Raw genomic sequence first — 12,339 nt, 5'->3', positions numbered from 1 at the left:
TAAAATTTTATGTTATAATAAGCAAAATCAAATCAAAAAAGGGAAGAAATATGAAAAAAATATTTTTAGTTTCAGTAGCAGCAGCTGCTATTTTATTTAGTGGTTGTAGCCAAAAAAGCCCAGAAGTTGACACAAGTGCAAGTTCACAAGGTGTAAGTAACGATTATTCTGGTAGTAGAGATACAATGAGTGAAGCAGACAGACTTAATGCTCTTATAGCTCAACTTAATTCACAAATCAAAACAGTATATTTTGATTTTGATAAATTTAATATCAAAAGTGATATGCAACCAGTTGTAGCAACAAATGCTGATCTTCTTTCATCTTCAGATGCAAGTAGCTTATCTATAAAATTAGAAGGAAACTGCGATGAGTGGGGAACAGATGAATACAACTATGCACTTGGATTAAAAAGAGCAAAAGCTGTTAAAGATGCACTTTCTAGCCGTGGTATAAATGCAGATAGAATTTCTATCGTTAGCAATGGTAAGAGCAACCCAGTTTGTACTGAGAGATCAAAATCTTGCGATTCTCAAAACAGACGTGCAGATTTTACACTTCTTCCATAATTTATGATTAAAAAAAGTCTTTTTTTGGTAGCTATTTTTATGGCTACCACTTCACTATTTTCTGCAGAAGTTTCAGTATTTGATGCTGGAAATTTAGATGCTTCTAATCCTTACGGTCTTACAAAAAATGAGCAAGTTTTATTAAATAATAAAAACAAAGTAGAAAAACTAAATCAAAATTTTGGAAGCACAGAAGCAAAACTAAATAATGCTATAGAACGTATAGAGGGTCTTCAAAGTATTGTAGAGGGCAATAATGCTCAAATAGGCAGAATAGAACAAAGACTTAATATGCTAGAAAGTGGTGGTGCAAACGGAGGAGACTCTGCTAATAGCGATCTTAGAAAGTATGTAGAAGAAAGTAGAGCTATACAAGAAAAAAATAATAATGAGATAAAAAAAGTTTTAGCCGAGTTAAGTACCTTGATAGATTCTATTAATTCAAACTATGTATCAAAAAGTGATTTATCTAAAATGAATTTAAAAGATACCACTAAAGATACAACTTCAAAGAAAAAAGAACCAGAAACTAAAGTAGAAACAACTTCATCAAATTCTGATTTTACTTCAAAATCTCCAGCCGATATTTTAAAAGAAGCATCTAATATGTATAAAAGCAAAGATTACTCAGGTGCTAAAGCAAGATATGAGTATCTTATAAGTATCAATCACCGACCAGCTGAAGCGACATTTATGCTTGGTGAAATTGAGTATTTTAACAAATCCTACTCATCTGCTATAGAGTACTATCAAAAAAGTATAGCTATATATGATAAAGCAAACTATACTCCTAAATTACTATATCATACTGCAATTAGTTTTGATAAAGTTGGCGACAAAAATAGTGCCGATAAATTTTATAAATTTCTAAAAAGTACTTACCCAAATTCAGAAGAAGCGAAAGTTTCACCTAATCGTTAATAAATATAAATTAATATTATATTAAGTTTTATGTCAGCGTATTGATAGATTAATTTGCTATTATTACAATATAATTTCACATAAGGAGTAATATAATGTTTTTAAAAACTTTTACAAAGTCTTTAGTAGTTTTAGCTATGCTAACAGGAATCAGTGCAAGTGCAGCTGTAGTAGAGGGTACAGATTATGTTAAACTCGAAAAACCTATTGCTAATGCAGAAGGTACAGTTATAAAAGTATTTAGTTATGATTGTCCATTTTGCTATAAATATGACAAAGCTGTAACAAAACCTGTTATGAAAAAAGTACCAGAGATGAAATTTGTTCCATATCATTTAGCTACAAAAGGTGTTTTTGGTAAATACGGTAGCGAAATTCTAGCAGTTATGATTGCAAAAGATCAAGCAGCTGGTATTGATTTACTAGATGATAATTCAAATTTCAAAAAAGTAAAATTTGCTCTATATAAAGCTTATCATGACAAAAAAGAAAAATGGGGTAATGATGCTAGTAAACCTGAAAATGTTGAAGCATTTTATAAAACTGCACTTGAGCCAGTTGGTATGACTAAAGCAGATGTTGATGCAGCAGTTAAAGATCAAAAAGTTCAAGACATATTAAATAAATGGGGTATGGATCAAAATAGTGATTCTTATATGGTTGCTAAAATTCAAGGTGTTCCAGCATTTGTTGTTGATGGAAAATACCTTATCTATACAAAATCAATCAAAGGTATAGATCAAATGGCTAATACTATAAAAGAGCTTCATAATTTAAAATAAGGATATACTAAATGAGTTTATGGAGTGATTTTAAAAGTTCGCCTATTGACACTATGTCAAGATGGCAAGATCAAAGATTTTTATGGATATTGATGGTAGTTGCTATGGGTGGGTTAGTTATATTAGCCCATAGCTTCTTTCAAAATTATCTGTATATGTTGCCATGCGAACAGTGTGTGTATATAAGATTTTCAATGATTGTAATGGCTCTTGGTGGTATAATAGCAGCTATTAATCCAAAAAATATAGTTCTTAAAATAATAGGATATGTTTTTGGTTTATATGGAGCTATCATAGGTATAGGCTATAGTGTTAAACTTCATGCTATTCATGAAGCAGTTCATGGTGATGATCCTTTTGGTGTTCAAGGTTGCTCAACTGATCCTAGTTTCCCGTTTGGTCTTCCTTTAGCACAGTGGGCACCAGACTGGTTTAAACCAACAGGAGATTGTGGTTATGATTCTCCAGTTGTTCCAGATGGCGCACAGCTTGATGCAATTCAGACATTTTTTACAAATTTCTATGCTGATGGTTGGTATTTGATTCCATCTGCTAAATTTTTAGATATGGCACAATGTACACTTATGGCGTATGTTGTAGCTACTGCTCTTTTGGTAGCTATGCTTGGATCATGGATTATAACATCTATAAAAAATAAAGCTGCTTAATCTTATAAGTGCCTAAAAAAATAGGCACTTTTTATTTTAAATACTTGTCTTTAATATATATCCACTTGAATGAATATTTTCTATATTTAAATCATTTAGTTCGTATTTTAGTCTTTTTATAGACATATAAAGAGCACTTTTGCTAAAGTTTTCACCATCATAAATGTAATCTTCTATAACTTCATAACTTACTATTTTGTCTAGATTATAAACTAGAAGCCAGAAAATTTTATGATTTTTAGCACTTAAAAATATAGGTTTATTATCTAAAAAAATAGCTTCATTTATAAAATTTACACTTACTCTTGGGCTAATTTGTTTTAATTCATCTTTTAGATTTGTTAAACTCAAGAGTAAGAAGCGTTGCAATGTAGGGATATCAAGAGGTTTTGGTATAAAATTTAATGCACCACATTTTATGCTATCAAGTAAATTTTTATCACTATCATAAGATGTCATGACTATAAAGTTTTGATTTGGTTTGATTTGCAATATAAGTTTTATCATCTCAAGCTCATTTAAATTTGGCATATGAATATCTGTTAAAATCATATCAACATTATGTTTTTTAAATATCTCAAAACCCTCTAGACCATCTTTTGCTACATAAAGCTCAAAATGTTCTTTTAATCCAAAAGAAATCATTTCTAGAGTAATAGGATCATCTTCTACTATTAAAATTCTAAATTTTTTAAGTAAATTAAGTGTTGAGTTATGCATTTATTTCCTTATATCTAGTGGTATTTTAAGGCTAAATTTGGTCGGATTTTTATGATTTTCCAATACAAGATCACCGTCTAGTTTTTTTGTGCTTAAAATTTTAGAAAAATAAAGCCCAAAGCCAAATCCAAGTTTTTTTGATGAAGTTTTGCTTGCATTAAATATATTTTTTGCTTGTCTAGCATCTATCTCGATTCCAAAATCACTAATTGATATTATCACATCTTTATCAAATTTTTCTATATTAATATATATGTTTTTATCTACTATATCTTTTTTTTCTAATATGGCGTCTTTTGAATTTTGAAGTAAAACTAGTAAAATTTGCTGTATAAAATTTTCTATACTATTTGCAAAAATTTTACTTTTTTCTTCAAATTTTACGGTTATATTATATTTGAAAAATTGTGAATTTGTAGTGTAAATAATAGATTTTATGGTTTCATTTAAGCAAAATTCGCTTATATCTTCATTTGGAGAGTAAAAGCTTCTGAAAATATTTATAGTTTTATTCATTAAATTAATTTGATTTTTACAAATCGACATATTTTTAAGAAGCATTTCAATATCTATAGGATTTTTTTGTAATAATAATTCTGAGTTTGATATAGCTAAATTTAGTGAGTTTAGAGGCTGTTTTAATTGATGGTTTATACCGGTTATAAGGGAGCCAATTTCATTTAATCTAGATTTTCTGGCTAAAAGAAGTTCCATTTCTTCTGTTTTTTTATTGTTTTTTCGTATTAAAAATCCATATATCAAATTTAAAACCACAAAAAATACAAAAATACACATAGATAAAATAGCTGTGTTTTTAATAATTGGTTTAAGACTATGTTTAAAAAATTGCAGTCTATCAACGCCAACACCTTATTTTCCAATCAAATCTTTTTATAGGACTTAGTTTTATTATATCATCACCAAGTTGGAATGTTGTTACGTTGGCTTCTAGATTTTTACAAGTTTTTGAAATTTCAGCCATTAGTTTTTGATCATTTTGTTTGGCTAAAATAGTATTAAACTCATCAACTATAAAATAATAAAAATACTTTGGCGGGTTTATATCTTTTAGTTTTTTAAAAAGATTATCTATGTTTATAACGCCACACATAACACCTTTAAATTTATCTTTATCTTTTATTGGAGTACAAAAATTTACGGTTGGAACTTTGAGTACGACATGTTTTTTATATAATTTATTGTCGTGTGATTACTTGTTTTTGTTTTTATAAACCACTCAAGTTTTTTAGCATTATCTATTCTTTTTAGATTCTCATCAGTTAAATTGTTTTTAAAATCAAGTATTTTTTTCCCATTTAACATAGTAAATTTTTCATCTATAAAAAACTGTATAATGTCAAAATTAGTTTTTAAATATAAAAAATCTTTACTAAATTTTGAAATTTCATCTTCATTGTCGTAAATTTTTTTACTTTCAAAAATAATTTTAGTTTTTTCTATAATATTTATTTGCTCATCTATCCATACATTTATCTGATGTTCTAAGTTTTTAGCTATAGATGTCTATTTTCATCTATTTTGTCTAGAATTTGATCTCTTATATTGTTAAATACAATTGATAAGATAATAGGAATATAAAAAGCAGAGTAAATACTCCGATTAATTGATAAATTTTTTGATTTCTCATTTCTTGTTATAGTTTTATTATAATTTATTGAGATATTTTAACAAAAAGTATATAAAATTTTACTTTAAGTTAAATTTAATTTTATAGTTAAAAATTTGTTAAAAGTGTTTATTATACTTTGGAATGATAAATACAAAAAGGAGATAATATGAAAAAAATATTTAAGTAGCTGGTTTATTATTGGCTGTTAGCACAACTTCAGCTCTAGCTATGGGTGGTGCAAGTGGTGCTAAGATATATTGGCAAGTTCAAGGAAAAATTGGCTCTGTAAAACTTAATCCTTACGGATTTGCTCCATTAACTGCCTTTATCCAAAATGGTGGGTATACTCTAAGTAATGTATCAGTTGAGATAGCTCCAAAAGATGGTGGTCAAAGAATTTCCTATAAAGTGGATGATCAAAAATTAAAACTATATGGAGGTATTCCTGTTTGGGGTCTTTATGCAAATTATATGAATGTTGTAAAAAGTAACTTATACTAAGAAAGAATTTACAAAACCATCAGAAACTGTAACAGAAGAGTATAAAATCCCAACAGCTCCTGTAATGCTTCCAACATCTGGACTACTGGGCAATAAAGCAACACTTTTTGATAGTGTAAAAGTAGAAAAAGTTGAAAAAGGCTTTGAAGATAGGCTTTATCTTGTAAATAACATTAGTGGTAAGGCACCAGGAAATAGTTCACAAATGGTTTGGAACAATCCAATGGGTGGAGCAATGGAATGGAACTACGGTTCAAATGTTTTTGTAGTTGATACAAAAGGTGAGGTTAGATGGTATTTTAATTCTGAAAAAATTTTAAGTTTTACTGATTTTATGCATACAGGAAACATGATGGGCTTTCAACAAGGTAAAGACGGTGCTTTGGGGCTATGGACAAAGATATGTTAAATACGATTTAATGGGTAGAGAGATATTTAACAGAGAGCTTCCATCTGGATATATAGACTTTTCACACTCTATGGATCAAGCAGAAAATGGTAACTATTTGCTAAGAGTTGCTTCGGCAAATACAAAACTACCTGATGGCAAAAATGTAAGAAGTGTTAGAGATGTTATAGTAGAAGTTGCTCCAAATGGCGAAGTTGTTGATGATTGGAAACTTTATGAAATTTTAGATCCATATAGAAGTACTGCAATTTTGGTTCTTGATCAAGGTGCAGTTTGTTTAAATATAGACGCAAAAGCAGCTGGTAAAACATTTAGTCACGAAGACCTAGCTAAAATGAACTCAGAAGGTGCATTTGGTGATATAGCTGGAACTGGTGTTGGTAGAAACTGGGCTCATGTTAATAGTGTTGATTATGATCAAAATGATGATAGTATCATTATATCGTCTCGTCATCAAAATGCTATCGTAAAAATTGGTCGTGATAAAGAAGTTAAATGGATACTTGGTGCTCACAAAGGATGGAATGATAAATTTAAAAAATATTTGTTACAACCGGTTGATAGTAAAGGCAAAAAAATTGTTTGTGAAGATGAAGGTTCAAAATGCCCTGGCTATGAGAATGAAAAAGGTGGATTTGACTGGACTTGGACTCAACATACTGCATTTATAATTGATTCAAAAACAAATAAAGATATTTTGTATTTAGCTGCATTTGATAACGGTGATAGCCGTGGTATGGAGCAACCTGCTCTTGCAGAGATGAAATACAGCCGTGCAGTTGTTTATAAAATAGATCAAAAGAAAATGACTGTTGAGCAAATTTGGGAATATGGTAAAGAGCGTGGAAACAAATGGTTTAGCCCAGTTACTAGCCTAACAAAATACATGGATGATAAAAATTCAATTATGGTTTACTCAGCAACTGCGGGTATGGGTTATGATTTGGCTGCTGGAAAGGTTTTAGGTGCTGCAACTCCTGTGATAGATGAGTTTAAATGGGGTGCAAAAGAGCCAAGTGTTATGATTAAATTTACTGGAGTAGGAAATGGTTATCAAGCTATGCCAATTAGTGTAGATAAAGCTTTTGCTCCAAAACCTAAAAACAAATAGTTTTAATATATAAACTAAAATGTTTGCTTTTGGATTTAAGTCTAAAAGCAAACATATGTAAATTCAATTTTGTCTAATTTTTAAATTCTTATACTTTAGTTAATTAATATTACTTTATGCTTTTTAAATATATAATAAATTTTACAACTTTAAATTAGGAGATAGTATGAAAAAAGTTATAAGTTCAGCACTTGTTGCTACAATGCTTCTTGGTTTTGGTGCTACTAATGCTCTTGCTATTGGCGGTGCAAGTGGTCCGGTTAGCTATAAACCAGCTGGCAAGCTTGGAGCTATACATATGAATCCATACAAAGTAGCACCTCTTACTGCTGTTATTATGAATGGCGGATATGATGTTACAGATGTTAAAGTAGTAGTCAAAGGTAAAGAAGGTGGCGGTATTGATATAAAATACGATGTAAGCGATAACGCTGTAAGACAACATGGTGGAATTCCAGTTTGGGGACTATATCCTGAGTATAGAAATAGAGTAGAAGTAAGCTATAAAAGAAATGGCGAAGCTATGAGTGAAACATATTTGATTTATGGGCCAGCAGTATATCTACCAGGACCAGGAAATAATCAAATAGAAACTCTGCCAAAAGCAAATGTTATAAAAATGGATAGTAAATTTAAAGATAGATTATATTTATTAAATCATATTATAAGGGCTTCTACTCCAAATTCGGGTCAAGCTGTTTGGAATCATCCAGTAGGCGGAGCAATGGAGTGGGATAATGAGCCATATAACTGGATTATAGATGCAAATGGTGATGTTAGATGGTATATGAAAGCCGATGAGATAAGAGATCCATCAAATATCTATAAAAAAGGTAATATGATGGGCTTTTCTCAAACAAAAGACGGGGCACTTCTGTTTGGTATGGGGCAAAGATATATGAAATACGATTTAATGGGTAGAGAAATTTTTGATAGGAGATTACCACTATCATATGTAGATTTTTCTCACCATATAGAACAAACTCCAAAAGGCACATATATTATGCGTGTTGCTTCAGCTGATCAAAAAAGAAAAGATGGCAAAAATGTTAGAAGCGTTAGAGATGTGATTATAGAGGTAGATGAGAGTGGAAAAGTAGTAGATGAGTGGAAAATTTATGATATTTTAGATCCATATAGAGATACAAATATTCTAGCACTAGACCAAGGTGCAGTTTGCTTAAATGTAGATGCTAGTAAAGCCGGTCATACGCTTGATAAAGAAGCATTAGAAGATAATTCTATGCCATTTGGAGATGTTGCTGGTGTTGGTGTTGGTAGAAACTGGGCACATATAAACTCAGTAAATTACGATGCAAGTGATGATAGCATAATACTATCAGTTAGACATCAAAGTGCAGTTGTAAAAATAGGTAGGGATAAAAAAGTAAAATGGATTTTGGGTGCTGCCAAAGGATGGAATGATAAATTTAAAAAATATCTGTTACAACCAGTTGATAGTAAAGGCAAAAAAATTGTTTGTGAAGATGAAGGTTCAAAATGCCCTGGCTATGAGAATGAAAAAGGTGGATTTGACTGGACTTGGACACAACATACTGCCTATGTAGTTCCAGAAAAATCTAAAAAAGGTATGCTTACTGTAACTGTTTTTGACAATGGCGATAGTCGTGGTAACGAACAACCAGCACTTGCTTCTATGAAATATAGTCGTGCTGTTGAGTATGTCGTAGATGAGAAAAATATGACTGTAAAACAAGTTTGGGAATATGGCAAAGATAGAGGATTTGATTGGTATAGCCCTATTACTTCAGTCGTAGAGTATCAACCAAATAGAAATACTATGTTTATATATTCAGCTACGGCAGGTTTGGGCAAATTCTTGCTTGGAACTGGAAATACTGAGCCTATATTAAATGAGATAGAAGATGGCACACAAAATGTTAAAGTAGAAATTCGTTTTACTGGTCTTGGTGCAACTATTGGATATAGAGCACTTCCTGTTGATATAAATAAAGCTTTTAATTAATTTTTAGGCGAGGAAACTCGCCTTTTTAAATTTACCTTATCTTCTAAAATAAAAAATTTTACTCTTTATATTTTTTTAATGTATATCCGATAGATGGAATATTTATGATATCTATATCTCCAAGACTTTTTTTGAGTCTTGTTATCGCGTTATGTATTGAGGATTTTTGAGTGTCTTTTCCAAAATACACATATTCGTTAATCATATCATAGCTTACTATTTTATCTATATTATGTATAAATAGCCATAAAAGTTTGTGTTCATTTAAGCTCAAAAACACAAGCTCATCATCTATAAATACGCTTTGCCCCTCTTCTTGAACAAATATATGCTTAGATATTTGTATCTTTTTTTCTTTATTTTTTAGATTTTATATTTAAAATTCTATGAACATCCATAATATTTATAGTTGTTTTTTCTTTCATCATTGTATTTTTATACCAAAGTGCATTTTCTCTAAAGGAAAGATTTCTGATTTTTTATTTTTCATTATTTACATAAATATATCTGTCTTTATCAAGGTATAGCTGAAATATATCAAAATAGTATCGTTTTGTAAGTAGTCAAGATGTTTTGGGATTTTATCTGGCATATTCAAAATATCTAGATTTTCTTCTATAAATTCTGCTTTTTTGTTACAGAATTACTTTGCGAACTTAACCAAGCTGTTATAGAGTTTGAAATTTCCATACCAAGCGAACTTGTAAGGTTTTCTCCGATATTTCCTACTTTCGAGCTTACCTTTATAAAACTAATGATAGTTATACAAAAGTACGCGATTGTGATGATTAGTAGCATAAGATAAAATTTAAAATGTGGTTTAGATATGAATTTCTATACAAAAATCACCTTTTAATTTTTTAAATTTAGCTAAATTTTTTACTCTTTTTGTTTATAAAAATAATAGTCGAGATTATGAAAATTATACCAAGCCCCAACATATAATATGTTAAAAGCATAGGAAATTTTTCATTTGCAAAAGTTGCCAGTATTGGTGTAACACCACCACTTATTGCATATGCGACATTATAAGAAAATGAAATTCCTGTAAATTTAACATTTGATGGAAATAACTTAATCGTGAAAAAAGGTGCTCCAGCTGGTCCAATACATCCAAAAAATCCAGCTACAAAATAAAACATTCTTGTGTTTTCAAAGCTTGTATTGTTATAAACTTCATAAAAATATGTGCTTACTGCAACGCAAAATATGGCTCCAAATATAATGCTAATCTTTTCAAGTCCAAATTTATCACTCAAATATCCATATACAACGCATCCAAAACACATTAAAAATACACAAATCATCTGCATATGTATAAAATCAACTCTTAAGTAACCTTGTGTTGAAAAGATATTTGTCATAAAATTTGGCATTAAAAGTATCATTATAACTATACAGCCTGTTAAAACCCAAGTGAAAATTATAGATAAAAGAACATTGTTTTTATAATGCATAAAGATTGTTTTTAGAGGCATTTTTCTATCTCATTTCTTTTTTGCATCGCCTTAAAAACAGGTGTTTCGCTAAGAAATTTCCTTAAATATATGGAGATTATGCCAAATATACCGCCTATTATAAAAGGTATTCTCCAAGCCCATTGTGCAATAATGCTAGTTTCATAGTTTTTATGTATGATAAGACTTGCTACACTTCCAAGAAGTATTCCGCCTACAACAGCTGCTGTTAAAACACCTGTGCTTGTAAATAAACTCTCTTTTTTAGAATACTCACTCATAAAAACCCAAGTCCCAGGAAGTTCGCCTCCTATGGAAATTCCTTGCATTATCCTAATACAAAGAAGTAAGATAGGTGCTAAATAACCAATAGTTTCAAATGTAGGCATCACACCAAGAGCAAAAGTCGGTATTACCATTAAGACAATAGAAAGCATAAACATATTTTTTCTGCCATGTTTGTCGCCAAAGTGTGCCATTATAACTCCACCAAGAGGTCTTGCCAAGTATCCTGCTGCAAATGCTCCATATGTATTTAACATCTGCCAAAACGGATCGAGTTCTTGTGGGAAAAATAGTTTTGATATATAAGGGGCAAAAAATACAAAAATTATAAAATCATAAAACTCTAGCATCCCTCCAAGCGATGAAAGCCCAAGTGTTTTGATTTCTTCTTTTTTTTAAACCTTTTTTCATATTTGCCCTTTTTTATTTAAATTTTTGGTTAGGGATTTTATCTTAAAAAAATTAAAAATTTATTAAATTTAGCATTTTTTAATATTATTGATTTTATTTCAACTTTTCAAAATTTTCTATTTCATTGATTAAATTTGATATAAGTTTTTTATCTATCTTATGTGATTTTCCAAATTTATAGTTTTCTTCAAGCTGTTGTATCTTTTGATTTAGTTTTTTGTTTATACCATAATATCGTATCAGAGATCTAAACTCATACTCTTTTTTTATAAACAACCTTGCTCTGTTTTTATATATAAAGTGCTAGCAATATTGATATTACTCCTGCTAAAAATGAAATAGATGCAATTAAAATAAAATTTTCATTCCTATTTTATTTTTATTTTCCGTTTTTATTTGCATAATTTCTGGTTTTATAACGCTTATGTTTATATCATCTGTTTTAAGGTTTTATTTCTTTTGTTTTCATATCAACATATGTTAAATTTATACCAGGTGTAAGTCTTCTTCGTATAAAATATCTAAAAACTCAAATTTAGGTGGCTTTAGCATAACTCTTGAAACACTATCTTCATTAAATTTAAGACCCACATCTAAAACTACAATTTCTCCTAAAAAAATAGATATTTTATATAAAATTTATTTTATTTTGGATTATAATTTCCATTCCTATAATGTGGCTTGGCAAAAGATCCGTAGTGAACTGAACTCTTTTAAAATTTAAATTTATAGCTTTCTCAGGTCCTAGAACTCCTTCAAGAAGTATGTGTCCATCACATAAAAGCCCTATAATAAGAGCATCAACCATCTTTTCTTGGCCAACCACAACTTTTGCTATCTCTTTTTTAACTAATTTAACATTTAAAACTCTTTTTAGAAAATTTAGAA

General features: G+C 29.7%; 11 protein-coding genes and 3 pseudogenes. 6 read left to right on the top strand and 8 right to left on the bottom strand.

The features are described 5' to 3' along the window. The first annotated feature begins 50 nt into the window (after positions 1–50). From CSPT_RS08400 to dsbI, 4 genes are all read left to right on the top strand, one after another. On the top strand, positions 51–569 hold the full coding sequence (locus CSPT_RS08400; protein ID WP_089183168.1) for an OmpA family protein: 519 nt from the start codon (positions 51–53) through the stop codon (positions 567–569). Positions 570–608: 39 nt separating this feature from the next. After that, positions 609–1,490 carry a tetratricopeptide repeat protein gene (locus CSPT_RS08395; protein WP_235610068.1) on the top strand — a complete coding sequence of 294 codons (882 nt, stop codon included), beginning with the start codon at positions 609–611 and terminating at the stop codon, positions 1,488–1,490. A 92-nt stretch (positions 1,491–1,582) separates the two neighbouring features. Beyond that, complete coding sequence (locus tag CSPT_RS08390; protein ID WP_374188423.1) at positions 1,583–2,272, top strand: thiol:disulfide interchange protein DsbA/DsbL; 690 nt, start codon at positions 1,583–1,585, stop codon at positions 2,270–2,272. Between the two features lie 11 nt (positions 2,273–2,283). Then, positions 2,284–2,940, top strand: a complete 657-nt coding sequence (gene dsbI, locus CSPT_RS08385; protein ID WP_089183165.1) for a protein-disulfide oxidoreductase DsbI — start codon at positions 2,284–2,286, stop codon at positions 2,938–2,940. A gap of 36 nt (positions 2,941–2,976) precedes the next feature. Here dsbI and CSPT_RS08380 read toward each other — a convergent pair whose 3' ends face one another. The 3 genes from CSPT_RS08380 to CSPT_RS08370 all read right to left on the bottom strand — a co-directional run bounded on the left by CSPT_RS08380 (position 2,977) and on the right by CSPT_RS08370 (position 4,771). Continuing rightward, complete coding sequence (locus tag CSPT_RS08380; RefSeq protein ID WP_089183164.1) at positions 2,977–3,660, bottom strand: response regulator transcription factor; 684 nt, start codon at positions 3,658–3,660, stop codon at positions 2,977–2,979. Continuing rightward, entirely contained in the window at positions 3,661–4,455 is a 795-nt protein-coding gene (locus CSPT_RS08375; protein ID WP_089183163.1) for an ATP-binding protein, read from the bottom strand. A 61-nt stretch (positions 4,456–4,516) separates the two neighbouring features. Next, positions 4,517–4,771, bottom strand: coding sequence for a cache domain-containing protein (locus CSPT_RS08370; protein WP_089183162.1), 255 nt, complete (start codon positions 4,769–4,771; stop codon positions 4,517–4,519). A gap of 747 nt (positions 4,772–5,518) precedes the next feature. Between CSPT_RS08370 and CSPT_RS08365 the strand changes: the two are divergent. Together CSPT_RS08365 and CSPT_RS08360 are read left to right on the top strand one after the other, a co-directional pair. Continuing rightward, a pseudogene (locus CSPT_RS08365) lies at positions 5,519–7,311 on the top strand (aryl-sulfate sulfotransferase). Positions 7,312–7,477: 166 nt separating this feature from the next. Beyond that, entirely contained in the window at positions 7,478–9,298 is a 1,821-nt protein-coding gene (locus CSPT_RS08360; protein ID WP_089183161.1) for an aryl-sulfate sulfotransferase, read from the top strand. Positions 9,299–9,356: 58 nt separating this feature from the next. Here CSPT_RS08360 and CSPT_RS08355 read toward each other — a convergent pair whose 3' ends face one another. The 5 genes and pseudogenes from CSPT_RS08355 to CSPT_RS08335 all read right to left on the bottom strand — a co-directional run. Next, positions 9,357–9,578 (bottom strand): helix-turn-helix domain-containing protein, encoded by a 222-nt coding sequence (locus CSPT_RS08355; protein ID WP_161492229.1) that lies wholly within the window; start codon positions 9,576–9,578, stop codon positions 9,357–9,359. Between the two features lie 335 nt (positions 9,579–9,913). Next, positions 9,914–10,096 (bottom strand): hypothetical protein, encoded by a 183-nt coding sequence (locus CSPT_RS08350; RefSeq protein ID WP_143297542.1) that lies wholly within the window; start codon positions 10,094–10,096, stop codon positions 9,914–9,916. A 68-nt stretch (positions 10,097–10,164) separates the two neighbouring features. After that, a pseudogene (locus tag CSPT_RS09430) lies at positions 10,165–11,390 on the bottom strand (MFS transporter). A 154-nt stretch (positions 11,391–11,544) separates the two neighbouring features. Next, on the bottom strand, positions 11,545–11,727 hold the full coding sequence (locus CSPT_RS08340) for a hypothetical protein (protein WP_033916684.1): 183 nt from the start codon (positions 11,725–11,727) through the stop codon (positions 11,545–11,547). 358 nt (positions 11,728–12,085) lie between these two features. Continuing rightward, a pseudogene (locus tag CSPT_RS08335) lies at positions 12,086–12,259 on the bottom strand (AAA family ATPase); the annotation flags it as partial. Positions 12,260–12,339: the final 80 nt, after the last annotated feature.

The organism is Campylobacter sputorum subsp. sputorum (assembly GCF_008245005.1).
Lineage (GTDB): Bacteria > Campylobacterota > Campylobacteria > Campylobacterales > Campylobacteraceae > Campylobacter_F > Campylobacter_F sputorum.
The sequence above is the reverse complement of the archived record's forward strand: the minus strand, read 5'-3'. Positions and strand labels throughout refer to the sequence as shown.

Coding starts and splice junctions, on each gene's coding strand:
- CSPT_RS08400 (WP_089183168.1), top strand. CDS start 51: ATGAAAAAAATATTTTTAGTTTCAGTAGCAGCAGCTGCTATTTTATTT.
- CSPT_RS08395 (WP_235610068.1), top strand. CDS start 609: ATGGCTACCACTTCACTATTTTCTGCAGAAGTTTCAGTATTTGATGCT.
- dsbI (WP_089183165.1), top strand. CDS start 2,284: ATGAGTTTATGGAGTGATTTTAAAAGTTCGCCTATTGACACTATGTCA.
- CSPT_RS08380 (WP_089183164.1), bottom strand. CDS start 3,660: ATGCATAACTCAACACTTAATTTACTTAAAAAATTTAGAATTTTAATA.
- CSPT_RS08375 (WP_089183163.1), bottom strand. CDS start 4,455: ATGTGTATTTTTGTATTTTTTGTGGTTTTAAATTTGATATATGGATTT.
- CSPT_RS08370 (WP_089183162.1), bottom strand. CDS start 4,771: ATGTGTGGCGTTATAAACATAGATAATCTTTTTAAAAAACTAAAAGAT.
- CSPT_RS08360 (WP_089183161.1), top strand. CDS start 7,478: ATGAAAAAAGTTATAAGTTCAGCACTTGTTGCTACAATGCTTCTTGGT.
- CSPT_RS08350 (WP_143297542.1), bottom strand. CDS start 10,096: ATGCTACTAATCATCACAATCGCGTACTTTTGTATAACTATCATTAGT.